Origin of the sequence: Exiguobacterium sp. s124 (assembly GCF_018617485.1) — a bacterium.
GTDB classification, from domain to species: Bacteria; Bacillota; Bacilli; order Exiguobacteriales; family Exiguobacteriaceae; genus Exiguobacterium; species Exiguobacterium aestuarii.
Genome location: NZ_JACSKH010000002.1, coordinates 69,701 through 88,000, shown reverse-complemented (window position 1 = coordinate 88,000; position 18,300 = coordinate 69,701). Strand labels below are relative to the sequence as shown.

Here is an 18,300-nt window from a genome sequence, read left to right as displayed (position 1 = left end):
GGAGGTGGACCTAGATGGAGCACCAATTCGCAGGACAACTAGAGGTCGCGAACAACGGCTATGCCGGCATCATCGACCCAGAACTTTACGTGAACGATCGTTATCACGGACGCTGGACATTAGCGCGCTCTGTACAGATTGAAGGCGTGCCCGTCTTGCTCCAACGACAGTTCGAGAACGGAAAGAACAATTGTACGTTGACGTCCATCACCGCCATCTTCCGTTTCTATCGAGACCATGGTTATACGAATATTCCGGATGACGTGACGCAGATTCAAGAGGATGTGCGCGAGATTGCCTTCATGCATCATTTCAAAGACGAGAAAGGGACACCTCCGACTCAAATCGCCACCATCATCACGAAACTGTGGAAGCGATACGGATACGTTGGTCGAGGCAGTTCCCGCTATCTATGGAAATGGTCGACGTTCGAGCGTGAGCTGAAAGCAGGTCGCCCGTTTGTATTGAACATGGCGAACGGCTTCTATAAAAATCATTCCGTCACGGGAATCGGCTATTTGCAGTTTGAAAAACGGGGATTTCCCGACGTCGTCTTGTTGGCCGTGCTCGATAATCGTTCAAAAGACGTGCGCTATATCGACTTCAACGAATTCAATTTCTGGGGAAGCATCACGCGCGTCCATCCGCCAGCCACTCGTCCATAATCGCTTCAATCGCTTGCCCGATTCGTAACAGATGCTCGCGCTTGGCATATGACCCGTAATGTAGTCCGTTTGAATCACGGCCACTCCCGAGCCCGACGAATACTTCAGATGGTTTCATATGAAGTCCGATCATCGGGATACCTGAGGCATGGTACCCAATTTCATAGGTGATGGCAGGGTATGTCGTGAGTTGTCCTGTTGTAGAGAAGCCAGTGAAGGCACGACAGTTATCCCGTCCGAGTACAATCAATCGGGTCGGTTTAATATATGTAATCGTGCGTTCCAATAACTCAATCGAGGTCGGATGCTCCATCCAGTCCCGCCCGGTCTTCATCTTCCCCATCTGTTCATACGTGGCGAACTTGAAAAAATCGACGTGAATGACAGAGTTCGAATCGTCATAAAACGACCGTCCCATCCCATTTAACAGTGCCTCGAGTTTGGCGCCACCTTGTTTTCCGAACCAGCTTGTCGTCGCGCGACCCGATTCGAAATAGGCTGATGCCCATTCAATCGTTTGTCGCAGCGCCTCTTCATTCCCGAGGTAATCTTCCAACGAGAGCGTCTCCCGCCAATAGAACTTTTGGTGTTTCCCCGTTCTCGGTGTCCCGTCTCGATGGAGAAACTCGCCGCGTGACGGATTCGTCCCGATGGTCAGCCATTGATTCGGACCTGGCCGCCCGTACCAAAGAACAGGCGACGCCTCCGGAATCAATTCCTTTCCAAACGGTGTGTCGCGGATGGCCTCCTGAAATCGGATTGCGTCCTGTAACAGTCGTATCGCCTCCATGTCATCCCTCCTCTCCCGTTCGTTTCCCGCTTTCGAGAGTTTATAAAATACGTTATAGTGAGAGGACGAAGCCAAATAAAGGACGTGTACACATGCGCATCAATAAATTCATCAGTGAATCAGGCAAGGCGTCCCGTCGCCAAGCCGACCGTCTCGTCGAAGAGGGACGCGTCACCATCAACGGGAAAAAAGCAAAAATCGGCGACCAGGTAAAACCGGGGGATGAAGTCCTCGTCAACGGTTCGGTCGCACGTGTCGCACGAAACAACGTGTATATCGCCGTGCATAAGCCGGTCGGAATCACGAGTACGACAGAGAAGAAAGTAAAAGGGAACTTGGTCGACATGGTCAACCATCCGCTCCGCATCTTCAACATCGGTCGTCTCGACAAAGACTCAGAAGGCCTCATCCTCATGACGAACGATGGCGATATCGTTAACGAGATCCTTCGCGCAGAAGGCGAGCACGAGAAAGAATACATCGTCTCGGTCGATAAGCCAATCACACCAGAGTTCGTCGAACAGATGGAAGCCGGCGTCAAAATCCTTGGACAGAAGACACTTCCGTGTAAAGTACGTCCGCTCTCGAAGTTCGACTTCAACATCACCCTCACGCAAGGACTCAACCGCCAAATCCGTCGGATGTGTGAAGCGCTCGGATACGAGGTGTTCCGCCTCCAACGTGTGCGTGTCATGAACATCACGCTCGGGAAACTCCCACCTGGACAATGGCGCGACCTTTCGAAAAAAGAGCGTGAGCAGTTGTTCCGCGAATTGAATTACGAACCGAAAGAATGGTACTAAAACAAGCCTAGACGCGCGTCTAGGCTTGTTTTTCATTCTGGTCGAAGTGATGCAACATGGTCGATTTGTCGGTTAATGAAACGCTTCAGTTGAACACTCAAATCGTCGAGCTGGCCCATCGTTGTCTCGAATGACAACGCGGCCTTCATGTCCCCACCATCACCTTTACTTTGCTCGACCACGACGTTGACTTGAACAATCCCTCTTACATTCGCAAGCGCGAACGTCAAAGAGACACGAACGAGCGGAAGGTCGAGTATCCATCTTTCAGACGACTCTCCGTTTCGTGCATTGAATGCTTGTATTGAAGAGATGAATGCGTTGATATCCGATGCTGTGACATATTCGTTCACGGTAACCTCGCACCACTTTCCTGTTAGCGTCATCATCACTTCGGTTGCGAAATCGTCTTCCCATATTCGCTTCATTTTGAACTGTTCGATCATCCTCATCCCCACGCTTTCATGTCGACTATATCATGTCAATTTGATGAATATCTCAACTTATTCTTTGAAAACGGGAATGTACATTGTATAGACGATGTTTAAACGAAAAGAGGTGAATCATCATGAATGGTGCAATCTTTCCACACACCTCAATCGGGAAATGGTCAATCATCCTGATTACCTTGTTCCTAGTCATGTACGTGCCGTTCCTCCTGCTCGACAGCTTCGATACGACCTTCCACTCGACGCTTTGGAGCGACAACGCCGCGAACATGCTTCGACTCAGCTATATGACCACGTTCTCCGTCCTCGGGTTAGGAGCGTTTGTGACCGGATGGTGGGCCATTCTGAAGCAAAAAGAGTATGCAGTGCTGGTCTTTTTTGCCGCTGTGCTCAGTTCAGGTCTAGTCATGCTGCTCATGATGGAGTTAGTCGGAATCTTAGAGTAATCAAAAAGTCGGGTCTCATCGAGACCCGACTTTTTATTTCGCCGTCACGCCACCGTCTACCGGAAGTTCAATCCCGCTAATATGATTCGCTTCGTCTGACGCGAGGAAGAGGACGGCTGCGGCCACTTCATCCGCTTGTCCAAGATTCGGCAAGGCGATTTGATTCAAGAAGTGCTGCTTATAGTCAGGATGTTCCATATGCGGCGCACTCATCGGCGTCACGATATACCCCGGATGCACCGAGTTGACCCGAATGTTTTGCTTCCCATAATCGACGGCCGCTGCTTTTGTAAGTGAACGGACCGCACCTTTTGATGCCGTGTATGCCCCTGCACCTGCCATACCGGTCAATGCAGAGATAGAGGAGATGTTGACGATCGATCCACCGCCATTCTCTGTCATGAGCGGAATCGCATACTGCGTCCCTAACATGACCCCATCGATATTGATGCGATATGTGCGTGCCCAGTCCTCTTCTGTCTGTTCCAAGAACGGTTTTGCGAGTGCGATTCCAGCGTTATTGACAAGAATATCTAATTTGCCACACGTCGCTCCCACTTCTGCAAACACGTCTTCCCAGCTTGCGCGTGAGGTCACGTCATGTTTCACCGCGATGGCTTCCCCGCCTTGTGCACGAATCGACTCGACCACATTTTTTACCCCTTGTTCATTGATGTCTGTCGCGACAACCGTCGCCCCTTCTTTGGCGAATAGACGTGCCGTCGACTCTCCCATACCGCTTCCTGCCCCTGTGATGACCGCTACTTTCCCCTGTAAACGCATTGTCCCAGCTCCATTCATTAAATTATGATAGTCTAACTATCACAATCATAATCAGTTGTGACATTAATCTCAACGAAACTGCTCGAAGGCGATATACTAAGGACAGACAATGAGGTGATGGAATTGAGTAAACGACAACAAAACAAAGAAGAACGGATTCAACTGATTATCCAAGAGGCCGAGCGCTTATTTTTAGAGAATGGCTTTGAGAAAGTTCAAATGCAGGATATCGCGGATGCGGCAGGGATTGGGATAGCGACACTGTTTCGCTATTTTTCGAAGAAAGATCAATTGATTGTCGCAGCGGCCATTAAGAATTTACAGCCAACACTCGAACGATTTGAGCAATTTGTGAATGAGAAAGGCAACGCCTATGAACGGCTCGAGGTCATCTTGAACCACTTTTTCGAGATGCAACTCGAACGGACAGACCACGCCCGTTTCCGCGAGGCGTTTGAGAGCTATGCCTCGTTCGTCGCCACGCCTCTCCCCGGGATTGAGACGTACATTGATGTGCAGCGACATATCATGCAGACGCTCGAACCGTTGATTGAAGAGGGAAAACGGGATGGCTCGTTGCGAACAGATATCGATGTGAAAGTGACCGTCGTGACAATCATTAATGCGTTTGGGACGTTCGGCAACAACATTATGTTGAAGTCGCATATCAGTTATTTGGAGGACGATATCGAACCGGCTGTTCAAATCAATACGTTGAAAGACATGTTGCTCGCCTCCATTCGGGCATAAGAAAACCCCTTCATCGCGAAGGGGTTTATTCGTGCAGTTCTAACGGTAGGCCATCCGGGTCAAAGAAGAATGTCATCTTCTCCCCTGTGAAATCATCGCAACGAATCGGTTCTGTCATAATCCCACGTTCGTTCAATTCGGCGACGACGGACTCGATGTCCTCGACCTTGAAGGCCAAGTGGCGAAGACCACATGCTTCCGGAAAACTTGGACGCTCGGGACTGTCTGGTTTGATGAACAGCTCGAGCTCATATGTACCGAGGCGCAAGTCGATTTTGTGATCCTGTTTCTGCGGGCGGTGGTGTTCTCGAATCACTTCGAATCCGAGTGCCTCGACATAAAACTGCTTGGCTTTATCGTAATCCGAGGCAATGATTGCGACGTGATGAATCGTATGTAAGTCCATCCTTCTACCCCCATATACAAAAAATGAGCACCTCTCACTAGAGGTGCTCTCGAAAGTCTACCGCGACGGACCACGCTCCACAACGTGCTCCTCAAGGGAATGTCCGCCGTCTTACATAGACCAGCTCATCGCATGTATTCAACTATATGCGAATCAAGCCTTCTCGTCAATCTTTTCTTGAAATCCAGTTGACATCTTCCTAATTTTTAGGATAATCAATAGTGTTAGCACTCTTTATGTTAGAGTGCCAAAATGAAGAGATGAAAAGGAGAACGATCATGACAAAGAAACAGTTTCAAACGGAATCGAAACGAATTTTAGAGTTGATGGTCCACTCAATCTATACACATAAGGACATCTTCTTGCGCGAGCTCATCTCGAACGCGAGTGACGCCATCGACAAGATGTATTATCGCGCCCTTTCCGACGAGAGCATCGAATTCAACAAAGACGATTACTTCGTCAAAATCGAACTCGACAAAGAGGCACGGACCATCACGATTCGCGATACAGGAATCGGGATGACAGAAGAAGAACTTGAAACAAACCTCGGAATCATCGCAAAAAGCGGTTCGCTCGCCATGAAACAGGCGACGAAGATGGAAGAAGACCATAGCCTCATCGGTCAGTTTGGGGTCGGATTCTATTCTGCATTCATGGTCGCTGACCGTGTGACCGTTCGGACTCGCTCGATTGATAGCGAGCAAGGATACGTATGGGAGTCTGAAGGCACAGACGGCTATTCGATCGAGCCGACAGACAAGGCGGACATCGGTACGGAGATCACGCTCCATTTGAAAGCAGACACAGAAGATGATGCGTACTCGTCATTCCTCGAAGAATATGAGATCCGTTCGCTCATCAAGAAGCACTCGGACTTCATCCGCTACCCGATCAAACTCGATGTGACGAAACATCGTCAAAAAGAAGACTCGGAAGAGTACGAGGATTATAAAGAAGAAGAGACTGTCAACAGCATGGTGCCGATTTGGCGGAAGCGAAAGAGTGAACTGAGCGATGAGGATTATAAGGCGTTCTATCACGAGAAGCGCTACGGCTTTGATGAGCCGCTCAAGCACCTTCACTTGAACGTCGACGGGACGATTCGCTATCAATCAATTCTCTATATTCCGTCAACGGTTCCGTTCGACTATTACACGAAAGAATTTGAGAAAGGTCTAGAGCTCTACTCGAATGGCGTCTTGATCATGGAGAAGTCACCGGACCTCTTGCCGGATTACTTCGGCTTCGTCAAAGGGATGGTCGACTCAGAAGACCTCTCCCTCAACATTTCCCGTGAAATGTTGCAGCAGGACCGCCAGCTTCGCGTGATCGCCAAAAATGTGAAGTCAAAAATCAAAGGCATGCTCGAGAAGATGCTCCAAAACGAACGTGGGGACTACGAGAAGTTCTACGAGTCGTTCGGTCGTCAATTGAAGTTTGGTGTGTATGACCAGTTCGGCGCAGCAAAAGATGAATTGAAAGACTTGATTCTCTTCCATTCTTCTCATGAGAAGAAACTCGTCTCGCTTAAAGAGTACGTCGAGCGGATGAAAGAAGACCAGAAGTACATCTATTACGCGACAGGTGAATCGATTCATCGCATCGACCTCTTGCCACAAGCGGAGCGTTTGAAAGAAGAAGGATACGAGATCCTCTACTTCACAGAAGAAATCGATGAGTTCGCGATTAAGATGCTTCAGTCGTATGACGACAAAGAGTTCAAGTCGATCGCGAGCGGCGACCTCGGTCTCGATGACGCGGAAGCGAAATCGCTCAACGAAGACAACCAAGACTTGTTCACCTTCATGAAAGAAGAGCTCGGGGACCGGGTCAAAGAAGTGCGTGCCTCGACACGCCTCAAGTCGCACCCTGTCTGTCTGACGGTCGCAGGCGACGTCTCGATTGAGATGGAGAAGATTCTGAACGCGATGCCAAACGGCGGCGGCATGAAAGCGGAGAAAGTGCTCGAAGTGAATGCTGACCACTCTATCTTCCAGACACTCCAACGTGTATATAAAGAAGATGAAGCGAAAGCGAAACAATATACAGACCTCTTGTATCAACAAGCCCTCCTCATTGAAGGGTTACCGATTGAAGATCCGGTAGCGTATTCGAATGCTGTGTGTGCGTTGATGGCAGAGTAACGATGAAGGCAGAGGGCATCCTCTGTCTTTTTCGTTTTTAATAAAAAAGCATGCTACACTTTAAATAAATGAAAATTTTGGGAATGAGGTGCTTTATGCTGTTCGAAAAAAATAAAGTATATAGACGTTCCTCCATCCATGATCAATATGGAGGAAGTCGTCAACGAGGAATCAGTACACCTAACAAACATAAACTTATTTTTATTTTTGATAGTGGGATGGACCAAGAGTTTGGCTATAAGAATGGCTGGAGCGAAGAAGATGGTTTGTTCTATTATAGCGGCGAAGGACAAGAAGGAAATCAAACCTTCTCCTTCGGAAATAAGGCACTTCTCCACCACATTGAAAATGGTGAAGACGTTTATCTATTTGAGTCTCTCGGCAAAGGAAATTATCGTTTCGTAGATCAACTTATCTTGATTGGCTATGATATTCAATTTGGAATCGACAAGCATCAAAATCAGCGAGAAGTCATCGTTTTTGCTTTCGAACCACTCCATATAGTACAAGAAGAATCTCAAGAATTTGCATCCACCATGAGATACAAATCGATCGAGGAGCTCGAACAAATCGCTACTCGTGACCCTAAGCGTGCGACTGGATTAAGTATGTCGATTCGAAAGCGTCAAGTGCGGGAACAGACATCAGCTTTATATTATTACGTACTTGCAAGAGCAAATAATCACTGTGAGGCATGCGGTCAAGCCGCGCCATTCGATACTGAAAATGGTCCATATCTAGAACTTTACTCGCTATATAAAGAATCTGATGAGGGATTGGCTCTTCCTGAACAAGTGATTGCCACTTGTCCTAACTGTCATGCTCGATTACGAAAAAGTCAGGATCGTGCTTTGTATCGAGAAAAAATTATACAGCAAATTCCTCTACCTTAATCTCTACTTGTGATTAAGGTTTTTTATTGAGGTAATTGATAATCATATAATTCGCGACGAGAAAATCAATGACCCTACTCAATATATTCGTAACTTTCCTTATAAGTTTCATTTTTCAAAATAAGAAAATAGATAGAAAAATACTACTCAATATGTAATCGTTTTCTTTCCTTTTATTAAGCCAAATTCGTATAATCCATTGATATTCCTAATCCTTAAACAGCATGCAAACGCCTTGACAATTCTAGCTCGTTATATGAAGTTAGTATTACATTATAATTATTCTAGTCGAGATAGAAACGCTAGAGTAAAAAAACAAGGAGGACATAACCCATGTCATTAATCGGCAAAGAAGTACTACCATTCAAAGCACAAGCATTCCAAACAGGTGAATTCCTCGAAGTTACAGAGAACGACCTCAAAGGCAAATGGAGTGTTGTTTGCTTCTACCCAGCTGACTTCACATTCGTCTGCCCAACTGAACTCGAAGACCTTCAAAACGAGTACGCTACACTTAAAAACCTCGGTGTAGAAGTATACTCTGTCTCAACAGACACACACTTCACACATAAAGCTTGGCACGAAACATCTGAGAAAATCGGAAAAATCGAGTACATCATGATTGGCGACCCATCACACGTCATCTCACGCAACTTCGACGTCTTGAACGAAGAAGATGGCCTTGCAGACCGTGGTACGTTCATCATCGACCCAGACGGTGTCATCCAAACTGTCGAAATCAACGCTGGCGGCATCGGCCGTGACGCGAGCACGCTCGTCAACAAAGTCAAAGCAGCACAATACGTACGCAACAATCCAGGCGAAGTCTGCCCAGCGAAATGGGAAGAGGGTTCTGAAACACTCCGCCCAAGCCTTGACCTCGTCGGTAAATTGTAAGGAGCGATTGCATGTTAGAAGCAGCGATTAAACAACAGCTCGACCAATATCTCCAGCTCATGGAGGGCGATGTCGTCCTCCGTGTGAGCGCTGGGGAAGACAAAGTCTCAAACGAGATGCTCGAGCTCGTCAACGAACTCGCCAGCATGTCATCACGTATCTCGGTCGAACGCGCGACACTCGAGCGTACACCGAGCTTCAGCGTGAATCGTCCGTCTGAAGAGACAGGAATCGTCTTCGCGGGGATTCCACTCGGACATGAGTTCACATCACTCGTCCTCGCCCTCCTCCAAGTGAGCGGGCGCGCACCGAAAGTCGATGCGGACACGATCAAACAGATTCAAAACATCGAAGGTACGTATCACTTCGAGTCATACATCAGCCTCAGCTGCCACAACTGCCCTGACGTCGTGCAAGCGCTAAACGTCATGAGCGTCCTCAACCCGAACATCACCCACACGATGATCGACGGAGCCGCGTTCAAGGATGAAGTGGAAGTGAAAGAGATCATGGCTGTCCCGACGGTCTTCTTGAACGGAGAATCGTTCGGTAACGGTCGGATGTCACTCGAAGAGATTTTAGCAAAACTCGGTACAGGTCCTGACGCCTCTGCGTTCTCGGACAAAGACCCGTACGACGTCCTCGTCGTCGGTGGCGGTCCGGCTGGTGCGAGTGCTGCCGTATACGCGGCTCGTAAAGGAATCCGTACCGGAATCATCGCGGAGCGCTTCGGTGGCCAAGTGATGGACACGATGGGCATCGAGAACTTCATCGGTACCGCATATACAGAAGGTCCAAAACTCGTCGCAAGTCTAGAAGAGCACGTCAAAGAGTACGGCATCGACGTCATGAACCTCCAACGCGCGAAGCGTCTTGAGAAAAATGACCTCGTCGAAATCGAACTCGAAAACGGCGCTGTCTTGAAGAGTAAGAGTGTCATCCTCTCAACCGGTGCACGCTGGCGTAACGTCAACGTCCCAGGTGAGGCGGAGTTCAAAAACAAAGGTGTCGCTTACTGCCCGCACTGTGACGGTCCTCTTTTCGAAGGGAAACGTGTCGCGGTCATCGGTGGCGGTAACTCTGGGATTGAAGCGGCCATCGACCTCGCTGGTATCGTCAAACACGTGACGGTCCTCGAGTTCGCTTCTGAGCTCAAGGCCGACCAAGTGCTTCAAGACCGACTTCACAGCCTCCCGAACGTGACTGTCATCACGAACGCTCAGACGACAGAAATCACGGGTACGGACAAAGTGAACGGGATCTCGTATGTGTCTCGTGAGACAAACGAGTCACATCATGTCGAACTTGAAGGCGTCTTCGTCCAAATCGGTCTCGTCCCGAACACGGACTGGCTCGACTCGGTCGAACGCAACAACTTCGGGGAAATCGTCGTCGACCGTCATGGCGCGACGAACGTCCCAGGTGTGTTCGCTGCAGGAGACTGTACGAACAGCGCCTACAAACAAATCATCATCTCGATGGGTTCTGGTGCGACAGCCGCACTCGGCGCCTTCGACTATATGATTCGCAACTAACACAAAGACTCGCACTCATCATAGAGGGCGAGTCTTTTTTACAGTTCAAATGTTTTCCCCGAATCCGGGATGAATAAGATCGATTCCCCTCTCCTCGTCTCAAACCGATAGCCTACCCGAGGCGTGAATGGGTTCCATTCTGCCCCGGTCGTCGGTACGCTTTCCATGTACGTCACGTCATCGTACGTTTTATTCAACGTCTCTTTCGCTTCCGCTACCGAATAACCCGGTACGGATAACACGATTCCAATGCTTACGCTGATCACCCCAAACAACACAACCCAACGAGTCGACGTTGGCTTTCGAAACTGGGCCAAGACCAAGATTGTGATCATCCATCCGATTGGCACTCCAAATGTCGCCGCATTCCCATACCACTCCGCATTGATGATCAACAAACTGACCATCACCATACTTCCAACCATCCACCACCACTTCATGAACATCACCTCTTCTTCATTATCCCAAAATCAGGAAATGACTCAACATCTTTTATTCGCATTGATGTATGATAACTTATAGTGTATGATATACAGTATAAAGAAGAACGAATGAAGGAGGCGAAGAAATGTCCGATGTAAAAGCCTCGTTAGTGACAGAATTGCGGCGCGGCACGTTGACGATTGCAGTGCTCAGTCAGTTGAAGACGCCACAGTATGGCTACTCGCTCGTCCAGGCGTTACTTGATGCCGAGATCAACATCGATCAGAGTACGCTCTATCCGCTCTTGCGTCGACTTGAAAAGCAAGGACTCGTCACGAGTTCCTGGGATACGACGGAGAGTCGACCACGCAAGTACTATGTGCTCAGTAGGGACGGAATGGACATTTTGAATGAGTTGTATGTGGAATGGATGAACATGTCGAAGACGTTAACCCGTTTAATCGAAGGAGGAAATGATCATGAATCTTCGTAATGTGTATATCGATGAAGTCACCTCTCGAATCCCGGAGTCGATGCGTCAAGACGTCGCACTGGAATTGGAGTCAACCATCGATGACATGACCGGAAATGACCCGTCTGAAACGGCTTTATTTGAAGCGTTGCGCCAGCTCGGCGACCCTCATGTTCTCGCTGCTCGCTATGCGAACCGACCGCTCTATCTCATCGGCCCCGCCCTCTTCACACAGTATGTGAACATCATCAAGATCGTTTTACCGATTGCCGTCACGGTCATCACGATTCTCTCGATTATCGGTTATTTGACCAACCCAATTGATGATACGTCTTGGAGTCAATTCTTGATTCAAGCATTCCTTCAAATCGTAGCCGCCATCTTCAACGTCGTTGTCCAGACGCTATTTTGGATCACCCTCACATTCTTCATCATCGAACGCGCCGTACCTGAGGGCGAAGTCCCCTTCTCTAGTTGGAAACCTGAGCAACTCAAGAAAGTGAAACCCCGTTCGACCTCAATCTCTTTTGGTTCGATCCTGTTTGATGTTGTCGCCACCGTTTTGATGGTCGTATTATACGTCAACGCCGAAAAGTTGATTCGCGTCGTCACGGATGGCGAATCCTACCCGCTACTCAATCCGTCGGTCTTGGATCGATTCTTACCGCTCGTCATCGCTTTAGCCGCCTTCGGCATCGCCATCGCCATTTACAAATGGATCGTACGAAATTGGACGAAGCCGCTCGCCTTATGGAACGCGCTCTTCAATATCATGTGGATTGTCGTCACGGCGCTCATTTTACTGCAACCTGATTTGATTTCTTCTAATGCCCTCTCATTGATTGCTGAGCAAATCAACATTGATATCGGAACGATTAGTCGTTGGGGCGTATGGGGTGTCTTACTCACCATCATCATCGTATGTATCCTCGATTTGGTCGAAGGTTTGATTAAAGCATTTCGTCGTTGACCTCACATTCAAACGTTTCATTTCCGAGGAAAGTGGAATAGCGGAGAAGAGAACGGATTTTGAATGGGGAGGCATTTGATGGGTATTCCAACAATCAAGTTACATGACGGTTATGAGATTCCGGCGATTGGGCTCGGGACGGTTTATTTGAAAGGCGAGGCAGGCGTCGACGCGATGACGTGCGCGATCCGAAACGGGTATCGACTCATCGATTCGGCGATTCGTTACGATAATGAAGGTGCTGTCGGTGAGGCGGTTCGCCAATCCGGCATCCCGCGTGAGCAGCTTTTCTTAACATCAAAATTGCGTGCGCAATATTATGACTATGACCAGGCACTCGAGATGATTCGGGAGTCCCTGTATCGGGCAAACCTCGATTATTGGGATATGTTCCTCTTGCATTGGCCAAACCCGAAACAAGATAAATACGTCGAGGCGTGGCGCGCCTTGATTCAGGCGAAGAAAAACGGATGGATCCGCTCCATCGGGGTCTCGAACTTTATGCCGGAGCACCTTGACCGCTTGATCGAAGAGACCGGAGAGACACCGGTCATCAACCAAATCGAGCTACACCCGTACTTCTCGCAAGTCGAGCAACGTCAAGCTGACAAGGAGCGTGGTATCATCACAGAGGCATGGAGCCCGCTCAGTCGCGCCCGTACGGTCATCCATGACGAGAAGATCACAGAGCTCGCGAAACAAAAAGGGAAGAGCGTCTCTCAAGTCATCTTGCGCTGGCATATCCAACTCGGTGTGATTCCGCTCGCCCGCTCGTCTAGCGAGTTGCATCAGAAAGAGAATCTCGATGTCTTCAACTTCGAATTGTCCGAGGAAGAGATGGAGACACTCAATGCGTTGACGAAACCGGATGGTCGCATCGATGACCAGGACCCGCGAGAATACGAAGAATACTAAAAAAGATTGAGCCGACGAGGCTCAATCTTTTTTATTCAAACGCTGGAATCGCTGTTTCTGCATAGTTTTCTTCTAAGAATGCACGGACTTCGTCACTCGTGAGCGCTTCGCCGAGTTTTTGGATGGCTTCGTCGTCCTGGTTGTCTTCACGTGCGACGAGTGTGATCGCGAAGTCGTTCTCGACACCTTCTGTTAGAAGTGCGTCACTCTTCGGCGTCAAACCGAGCGGTGCCGCGTAAGCCGGTGTCATCAAGACGGCGTCGACATCATCGTACGCACGAGCGAGCATCAAGAGGTCGACTTCTTCAAACTTAAAGTTTTTCGGATTCGATGTGATATCCGCTTGTGTGTAGTACGTACCTTCCTTCTCCCCGAGCTCGATCACGTCATGCTGTGCGAGAAGCGAGAGCGAACGGTCAATGTTCGATACGTCGTTAGCGATAGCAATCGTCGCGCCTTCCGGGATGTCTTCCATGTTGTCGTAGTTTTTCGCGTATACACCGTAGTTCGCGAAGTAAATTGGTTCGATCGGAACGAGATTCGCATCGTTGCTACGATTGAACTCTTCCATGTACGGAACGTGTTGGAAGAAGTTCGCATCGACTTCTTTCGCCGCAAGTGCCGAGTTCGGTTGGACATTGTCTCCGAGGACAACGATTTCGAGTTCGATGTTCTCTTCTGCGAGCTGTTCTTTTGCGATTTCAAGCATATCTGTCATCGGTGGGATGAGTGATGCGACTTTCAATGTCTGTGGTTTGTTCGATTGCTCCGTTTGTGTTTCTGTATCGTTCCCGCATGCTGCGAGGACGAGTGTGAGTGAGGCAAAAAGTGCCATCAATTTTTTCATATTCATTTCCTACTTTCTGTTTAGCGTTTGTCGATGATTCGTGCCACGGTCGTGCCCGTGAATTGGATCAACTGCACGAAGACGAGCATGATGAGAATCATATAGAGCATGAGTTCTGTCTGAAATTGCTGATACCCGTAACGGATGGCAAAGTCACCGATGCCACCGCCCCCGACGACCCCCATGATTGTCGAGTACGAGATAAAGCTGATGATGGATGTCGTCAATCCGAGGACGAGACCGGATCTGGCTTCGACGTAAAGAAACTTGAAGATGATGTCTTTCACCGATGCCCCCATCGAGAGCGCCGCTTCAACGACACCGCGCGGAACATCAATCAATGACTGTTCGACGAGGCGCGCATAATGCGCGATAGCAATGATGGAGAGCGGTACGGTCGCTGCCGCTGTACCGATGGCCGTCCCGATGATCAGCCGTGTAAATGGAATCAAAAACACGACGAGTAACAAGAACGGGAATGACCGGACGATATTCACAACCAAGTTGAGGACGGAGAAGACGATTTGGTTCTCTAACAGCTGTCCTTTACGTGAGAGGTAAAGCCACGTACCTAATGGCAGTCCGACCAAGATGGCGGCGAGGATGGATACCCCAACCATAATGAACGTCTCAGCGATGGACTGCCAAATTTCAGACTGATAGCGTAACAAGATCTCAGGCATCCGGTTCGCCCTCCTTCCGTAGCTGTTCGACGAACCAACTTGGATTCTGATCGATGGCAACTACGCCTGTCGGTTCCTGTTCAATCGTCTCATGAACGGCTCCGTCTGCCATGACGGTGACACGATGACAGATTTGACGAATGACATCCATCTCGTGCGTGACGAGGACGATGGTGACACCGAGTTGTTCGTTGACCGATTGCAAGACGCGAAGCACTTCTGCCGTCGTATTCGGGTCGAGGGAGGACGTCGGTTCATCGCAGAGAAGGACATTCGGCTCACTTGCGAGTGCCCGAGCGATGGCGACACGTTGCTTCTGTCCCCCACTTAATTGCGCAGGATATTTATCTCGATACGCTTCAAGTCCGACAAACTGGAGACATTCCATCACACGTGCCTCCCATGACGCCTTCGGTCGTTTCGCGAGCTTCAATGAGTCGAGGACATTATCAAAAACGGTCTTGTTGGCGACAAGATTAAATTGTTGAAAAATCATACCGATCCGATGTCGCTTCTTGCGTAGTTCCCGATTGGAGAGTTCGGTCAACTGGTCGCCATCGACTGTGACACTTCCACTATCGGGTCGTTCTAATACATTCATCAATCGAAGAAGCGTTGACTTGCCGGCACCACTTGCGCCGATGATGCCATAAATCTCACCTTTTCGAATGTGAAGCGATACATCGCGAACGGCCATCTCTTGTCCATAACGCTTATGGACGGACGACAATGTGATCATGGCGGACATCCTTTCTACATCTCGTGAGTGAGTCAACCGTTTACCATTTTAGCGAAGTAAAGAGTCGCTGTCAGGTCATGTGCTCACATGAAAAGAACCGCACTGCGGTTCAGAGTGGATGTCGCTTGAAATGTTCGGCGATGTGTCGTTTCATGGCATCTCGATTTTCGGCGAAGATGCGATGACGATGACCATTTCCACCAGAGGGGTGTGGGAACCCGCTCACAACGCGATCCTGATTCAAGAGACCGCGCTCCACCAACAATTCCACGGCTCGCCTCACATTTACGCCCATCGGTAAAATAAGTGCGTCTTGAAGATGTGCCATCTCTTCAGCGAAGGTTCCTTCCACATACGGTCGAAACAGGTCCGTTCGAATCATATCCGGGCTCGACCCGTTATAGTTCTTCCCTTTATAAAAGACCGGATAAGGAAGTACCGCCGTATTTTGTACGAGATGGTTCGCTGATCCGAACAAATCAAGGGAGGACCCGATTCCTAAATGACGATGCAAATCTAAATCATCCAGCATCGTCACCAAGTTCTTTCGAATTGGACCGGAAAAACTGCCACGTTGTTTGACGGCTCGAAGCGCCTCTTCGTCTGTCGCATCCTTCAAGTCGCGAATCGCCTCAAACGACTGACGCATCTGATACAAGCCTGGCGTGATGCCCGCGATGACGACTTTCGCATCCGGGTTGATGTATTCGAACGGTGCGTAATAGATGTCGAGTTGTTTCTTTTCATCACGGTCTAACAAAAACGGTTCACTTTTTAACGTCTCTTCCTCCAAATCAGATAACTGAAAAATTTTCGATTTATATGTGTGGAATAACTCTGTTCGCGTCATGTGAATGACACTCCTTTCATCTGATTCTTCTCTTTCTATTCCCCTAAATCTTCATGTGAAAAAAGTTCATCTTGTAGACACATGCTATACGAGAATAGAGCGCTTTCATTCCATTTTTTGTGATATTCTGACGGTGTGATTCAGAGTGTTGTTTCGGCAGAGTCGCTAAATTCTCACAAGGAGTGTGTTCAGACATGAAAGCAGTCGTTGTCAATTCAGCAAGCAAAGCCAACATCGAAGTCGTTGAAAAGGAAATTCGTCCATTACAGGCGGGTGAGGCGCTTGTCGATGTCGAGTACTGTGGCGTGTGTCACACGGACCTTCACGTCGCGGCCGGTGACTTCGGGGATGTGCAAGGACGCGTGCTCGGTCATGAAGGGATCGGGATTGTGTCTCAAATCGCGGACGATGTCACGAGCCTAAAAGTCGGGGACCGTGTCAGCATCGCCTGGATGTATCATGCATGTGGTCGCTGTGAATATTGTACGACGGGACGCGAGACGTTCTGCCGAAACGTTCAAAATGCCGGCTATAGTGTGGACGGAGGCATGGCCGAACAAAGTATCGTCGTAGCCGATTATGCCGTCAAAGTGCCGGAGGGCTTGGATCCTGCACAAGCATCGAGCATCACGTGTGCCGGTGTCACGACGTATAAGGCGATCAAAGTGGCAGACGTGAAGCCTGGAGAGACAGTCGTCATCTACGGATGTGGTGGTCTCGGGAACTTGGCCATTCAATATGCGAAACATGTCTTCAACGCGCACGTCATCGCCGTCGATTTGAACGATGATAAGCTTGAACTCGCCAAAGAGAGTGGTGCCGATCTAACCATCAATCCATCGACCGAGGGAGATGCGTCCGACATTGTTCAAGAGAAGTTTGGTGGAGCACACGCCGCGGTCGTCACAGCTGTCTCAAAAGTCGCCTTCAACTCAGCCGTCAACGCGGTACGTGCTTGCGGGAAAGTGGTCGCGGTTGGTCTTCCTTCCGAAACGATGGACTTGAATATTCCTCGTCTCGTGCTTGATGGAATCGAAGTCGTCGGCTCGCTTGTTGGGACACGAAAAGATTTAGAGGAGGCTTTCCAATTCGGAGCCGAGGGACTTGTTGTCCCAGTCGTCCATAAACGCTGCCTTCACGAGGTTCAAGACGTGTTCGAAGAAATGGAGCAAGGGAAAATTCAAGGGCGGATGGTCATCGATTTCAAAAATAAAGACTGTCAGTAAAAAACGAGGCCACGTGCCTCGTTTTGTTCTAGATTGACGTTGACGGGGTATAGTTGCTTTTGTATAGTTAGGAACGTCTAAAAACCTGGAAACGAAAGAGGAGTGACTTGATTTGACTCCATCAACGTCAACCCGTCTACTTGATTTACTCACAGAACGAAACGATCAAGTTCGACGCATGAGTGAACAATCCTGGAATGAGCAGAGTGACATCCACATCTCAAACTCGGAATGGTACATTCTCGCTACACTTTATCAATCAAAAACGACCATCGCCGAGGTCACGCGAAGTGTCCACATCTCTCGGCAAGCGATTCATAAACTGATTAAGAACTTGGAAGGAAAAGCGCTCGTTCTTGTGACGGACCATCCGCAAAATCGAAAGGACAAATGTATCGAGTTGACCCCACTCGGCCATACTTGTTATGAACAGAACGAGACGCTCAAAGCGCAACTCGAGCAACGGATTCAAGAAGGCATCGGACAAGAGGCGTTCGATCAACTGAAAACCATTCTACGGATGGACTGGAAACTATAATCGCGTCGGGTTAAACTCGCCGCGATTTTTGTATGCATACATTTCACTAAACGTCAACCTAGTTGACATTTCA

General features: G+C 48.9%; 22 protein-coding genes. 13 read left to right on the top strand and 9 right to left on the bottom strand.

The genetic code is table 11. The features are described 5' to 3' along the window. Positions 1–14 precede the first annotated feature (14 nt). Positions 15–665 (top strand): C39 family peptidase, encoded by a 651-nt coding sequence (locus KNO85_RS11045; RefSeq protein WP_214790069.1) that lies wholly within the window; start codon positions 15–17, stop codon positions 663–665. Here the strand turns inward: KNO85_RS11045 and KNO85_RS11040 are convergent. Then, on the bottom strand, positions 631–1,455 hold the full coding sequence (locus KNO85_RS11040) for a hypothetical protein (protein WP_214790067.1): 825 nt from the start codon (positions 1,453–1,455) through the stop codon (positions 631–633). The genes KNO85_RS11045 and KNO85_RS11040 overlap by 35 nt on opposite strands. 92 nt (positions 1,456–1,547) lie before the next feature. Between KNO85_RS11040 and rluF the strand changes: the two genes are divergently transcribed. Then, positions 1,548–2,258, top strand: a complete 711-nt coding sequence (gene rluF, locus KNO85_RS11035) for a 23S rRNA pseudouridine(2604) synthase RluF (RefSeq protein WP_015880301.1) — start codon at positions 1,548–1,550, stop codon at positions 2,256–2,258. 32 nt (positions 2,259–2,290) lie between these two features. On the opposite strand, the gene KNO85_RS11030 is transcribed toward rluF, so the two are convergent. Continuing rightward, positions 2,291–2,704, bottom strand: a complete 414-nt coding sequence (locus tag KNO85_RS11030; protein WP_214790065.1) for a hypothetical protein — start codon at positions 2,702–2,704, stop codon at positions 2,291–2,293. A gap of 122 nt (positions 2,705–2,826) precedes the next feature. Between KNO85_RS11030 and KNO85_RS11025 the strand changes: the two genes are divergently transcribed. Then, a complete protein-coding gene (locus tag KNO85_RS11025) occupies positions 2,827–3,153 on the top strand; it encodes a hypothetical protein (protein WP_214790063.1) in 327 nt (108 codons plus the stop codon). A gap of 33 nt (positions 3,154–3,186) precedes the next feature. Here the strand turns inward: KNO85_RS11025 and KNO85_RS11020 are convergent, their stop codons facing one another. Next, positions 3,187–3,936 (bottom strand): SDR family NAD(P)-dependent oxidoreductase, encoded by a 750-nt coding sequence (locus tag KNO85_RS11020; protein WP_214790061.1) that lies wholly within the window; start codon positions 3,934–3,936, stop codon positions 3,187–3,189. A gap of 123 nt (positions 3,937–4,059) precedes the next feature. Between KNO85_RS11020 and KNO85_RS11015 the strand changes: the two genes are divergently transcribed. Continuing rightward, positions 4,060–4,686, top strand: a complete 627-nt coding sequence (locus KNO85_RS11015) for a TetR/AcrR family transcriptional regulator (protein WP_214790059.1) — start codon at positions 4,060–4,062, stop codon at positions 4,684–4,686. 25 nt (positions 4,687–4,711) lie between these two features. On the opposite strand, the gene gloA2 is transcribed toward KNO85_RS11015, so the two are convergent. Then, positions 4,712–5,092 (bottom strand): SMU1112c/YaeR family gloxylase I-like metalloprotein, encoded by a 381-nt coding sequence (gloA2, locus tag KNO85_RS11010; RefSeq protein WP_214790057.1) that lies wholly within the window; start codon positions 5,090–5,092, stop codon positions 4,712–4,714. A 278-nt stretch (positions 5,093–5,370) separates the two neighbouring features. Between gloA2 and htpG the strand changes: the two genes are divergently transcribed. The 4 genes from htpG (at position 5,371) to ahpF (ending at position 10,564) form a co-directional block, all read left to right on the top strand. Further along, positions 5,371–7,239 (top strand): molecular chaperone HtpG, encoded by a 1,869-nt coding sequence (htpG, locus tag KNO85_RS11005; protein WP_214790055.1) that lies wholly within the window; start codon positions 5,371–5,373, stop codon positions 7,237–7,239. Between the two features lie 95 nt (positions 7,240–7,334). Then, a complete protein-coding gene (locus KNO85_RS11000; RefSeq protein ID WP_214790053.1) occupies positions 7,335–8,132 on the top strand; it encodes an SRA domain-containing endonuclease in 798 nt (265 codons plus the stop codon). 333 nt (positions 8,133–8,465) lie between these two features. Then, on the top strand, positions 8,466–9,029 hold the full coding sequence (gene ahpC, locus KNO85_RS10995) for an alkyl hydroperoxide reductase subunit C (RefSeq protein WP_015880295.1): 564 nt from the start codon (positions 8,466–8,468) through the stop codon (positions 9,027–9,029). A gap of 11 nt (positions 9,030–9,040) precedes the next feature. Continuing rightward, positions 9,041–10,564, top strand: a complete 1,524-nt coding sequence (ahpF, locus tag KNO85_RS10990; protein WP_214790051.1) for an alkyl hydroperoxide reductase subunit F — start codon at positions 9,041–9,043, stop codon at positions 10,562–10,564. A 38-nt stretch (positions 10,565–10,602) separates the two neighbouring features. Here the strand turns inward: ahpF and KNO85_RS10985 are convergent, their stop codons facing one another. Continuing rightward, positions 10,603–11,004 carry a hypothetical protein gene (locus KNO85_RS10985; RefSeq protein WP_214790049.1) on the bottom strand — a complete coding sequence of 134 codons (402 nt, stop codon included), beginning with the start codon at positions 11,002–11,004 and terminating at the stop codon, positions 10,603–10,605. A gap of 128 nt (positions 11,005–11,132) precedes the next feature. Between KNO85_RS10985 and KNO85_RS10980 the strand changes: the two genes are divergently transcribed. The 3 genes from KNO85_RS10980 to KNO85_RS10970 all read left to right on the top strand — a co-directional run bounded on the left by KNO85_RS10980 (position 11,133) and on the right by KNO85_RS10970 (position 13,344). After that, positions 11,133–11,480 (top strand): PadR family transcriptional regulator, encoded by a 348-nt coding sequence (locus KNO85_RS10980; RefSeq protein WP_214790047.1) that lies wholly within the window; start codon positions 11,133–11,135, stop codon positions 11,478–11,480. Continuing rightward, positions 11,467–12,429 (top strand): HAAS signaling domain-containing protein, encoded by a 963-nt coding sequence (locus KNO85_RS10975; protein WP_214790045.1) that lies wholly within the window; start codon positions 11,467–11,469, stop codon positions 12,427–12,429. The genes KNO85_RS10980 and KNO85_RS10975 overlap by 14 nt, the downstream gene beginning before the upstream one ends. 78 nt (positions 12,430–12,507) lie before the next feature. Then, positions 12,508–13,344: an aldo/keto reductase gene (locus tag KNO85_RS10970; protein WP_214790043.1), complete on the top strand. Its 837-nt coding sequence runs from the start codon at positions 12,508–12,510 to the stop codon at positions 13,342–13,344. Positions 13,345–13,375: 31 nt separating this feature from the next. On the opposite strand, the gene KNO85_RS10965 is transcribed toward KNO85_RS10970, so the two are convergent. The 4 genes from KNO85_RS10965 to KNO85_RS10950 form a co-directional block, all read right to left on the bottom strand. Beyond that, on the bottom strand, positions 13,376–14,191 hold the full coding sequence (locus tag KNO85_RS10965; RefSeq protein WP_214790041.1) for a MetQ/NlpA family ABC transporter substrate-binding protein: 816 nt from the start codon (positions 14,189–14,191) through the stop codon (positions 13,376–13,378). A gap of 20 nt (positions 14,192–14,211) precedes the next feature. Further along, complete coding sequence (locus tag KNO85_RS10960; RefSeq protein ID WP_214790040.1) at positions 14,212–14,874, bottom strand: methionine ABC transporter permease; 663 nt, start codon at positions 14,872–14,874, stop codon at positions 14,212–14,214. Then, positions 14,867–15,613, bottom strand: coding sequence for a methionine ABC transporter ATP-binding protein (locus tag KNO85_RS10955; protein ID WP_214790038.1), 747 nt, complete (start codon positions 15,611–15,613; stop codon positions 14,867–14,869). The genes KNO85_RS10960 and KNO85_RS10955 overlap by 8 nt, the downstream gene beginning before the upstream one ends. Positions 15,614–15,722: 109 nt before the next feature. Further along, positions 15,723–16,463: a hypothetical protein gene (locus tag KNO85_RS10950; RefSeq protein WP_214790036.1), complete on the bottom strand. Its 741-nt coding sequence runs from the start codon at positions 16,461–16,463 to the stop codon at positions 15,723–15,725. 194 nt (positions 16,464–16,657) lie between these two features. Between KNO85_RS10950 and adhP the strand changes: the two genes are divergently transcribed. Continuing rightward, a complete protein-coding gene (gene adhP, locus KNO85_RS10945) occupies positions 16,658–17,689 on the top strand; it encodes an alcohol dehydrogenase AdhP (protein ID WP_214790034.1) in 1,032 nt (343 codons plus the stop codon). 112 nt (positions 17,690–17,801) lie between these two features. After that, positions 17,802–18,227 (top strand): MarR family winged helix-turn-helix transcriptional regulator, encoded by a 426-nt coding sequence (locus tag KNO85_RS10940; RefSeq protein ID WP_214790032.1) that lies wholly within the window; start codon positions 17,802–17,804, stop codon positions 18,225–18,227. The last annotated feature ends 73 nt before the right edge of the window (positions 18,228–18,300 follow it).

Coding starts and splice junctions, on each gene's coding strand:
- KNO85_RS11045 (WP_214790069.1), top strand. CDS start 15: ATGGAGCACCAATTCGCAGGACAACTAGAGGTCGCGAACAACGGCTAT.
- KNO85_RS11040 (WP_214790067.1), bottom strand. CDS start 1,455: ATGGAGGCGATACGACTGTTACAGGACGCAATCCGATTTCAGGAGGCC.
- rluF (WP_015880301.1), top strand. CDS start 1,548: ATGCGCATCAATAAATTCATCAGTGAATCAGGCAAGGCGTCCCGTCGC.
- KNO85_RS11030 (WP_214790065.1), bottom strand. CDS start 2,704: ATGATCGAACAGTTCAAAATGAAGCGAATATGGGAAGACGATTTCGCA.
- KNO85_RS11025 (WP_214790063.1), top strand. CDS start 2,827: ATGAATGGTGCAATCTTTCCACACACCTCAATCGGGAAATGGTCAATC.
- KNO85_RS11020 (WP_214790061.1), bottom strand. CDS start 3,936: ATGCGTTTACAGGGGAAAGTAGCGGTCATCACAGGGGCAGGAAGCGGT.
- gloA2 (WP_214790057.1), bottom strand. CDS start 5,092: ATGGACTTACATACGATTCATCACGTCGCAATCATTGCCTCGGATTAC.
- htpG (WP_214790055.1), top strand. CDS start 5,371: ATGACAAAGAAACAGTTTCAAACGGAATCGAAACGAATTTTAGAGTTG.
- KNO85_RS11000 (WP_214790053.1), top strand. CDS start 7,335: ATGCTGTTCGAAAAAAATAAAGTATATAGACGTTCCTCCATCCATGAT.
- ahpC (WP_015880295.1), top strand. CDS start 8,466: ATGTCATTAATCGGCAAAGAAGTACTACCATTCAAAGCACAAGCATTC.
- ahpF (WP_214790051.1), top strand. CDS start 9,041: ATGTTAGAAGCAGCGATTAAACAACAGCTCGACCAATATCTCCAGCTC.
- KNO85_RS10985 (WP_214790049.1), bottom strand. CDS start 11,004: ATGAAGTGGTGGTGGATGGTTGGAAGTATGGTGATGGTCAGTTTGTTG.
- KNO85_RS10980 (WP_214790047.1), top strand. CDS start 11,133: ATGTCCGATGTAAAAGCCTCGTTAGTGACAGAATTGCGGCGCGGCACG.
- KNO85_RS10975 (WP_214790045.1), top strand. CDS start 11,467: ATGAATCTTCGTAATGTGTATATCGATGAAGTCACCTCTCGAATCCCG.
- KNO85_RS10970 (WP_214790043.1), top strand. CDS start 12,508: ATGGGTATTCCAACAATCAAGTTACATGACGGTTATGAGATTCCGGCG.
- KNO85_RS10965 (WP_214790041.1), bottom strand. CDS start 14,191: ATGAAAAAATTGATGGCACTTTTTGCCTCACTCACACTCGTCCTCGCA.
- KNO85_RS10960 (WP_214790040.1), bottom strand. CDS start 14,874: ATGCCTGAGATCTTGTTACGCTATCAGTCTGAAATTTGGCAGTCCATC.
- KNO85_RS10955 (WP_214790038.1), bottom strand. CDS start 15,613: ATGATCACATTGTCGTCCGTCCATAAGCGTTATGGACAAGAGATGGCC.
- KNO85_RS10950 (WP_214790036.1), bottom strand. CDS start 16,463: ATGACGCGAACAGAGTTATTCCACACATATAAATCGAAAATTTTTCAG.
- adhP (WP_214790034.1), top strand. CDS start 16,658: ATGAAAGCAGTCGTTGTCAATTCAGCAAGCAAAGCCAACATCGAAGTC.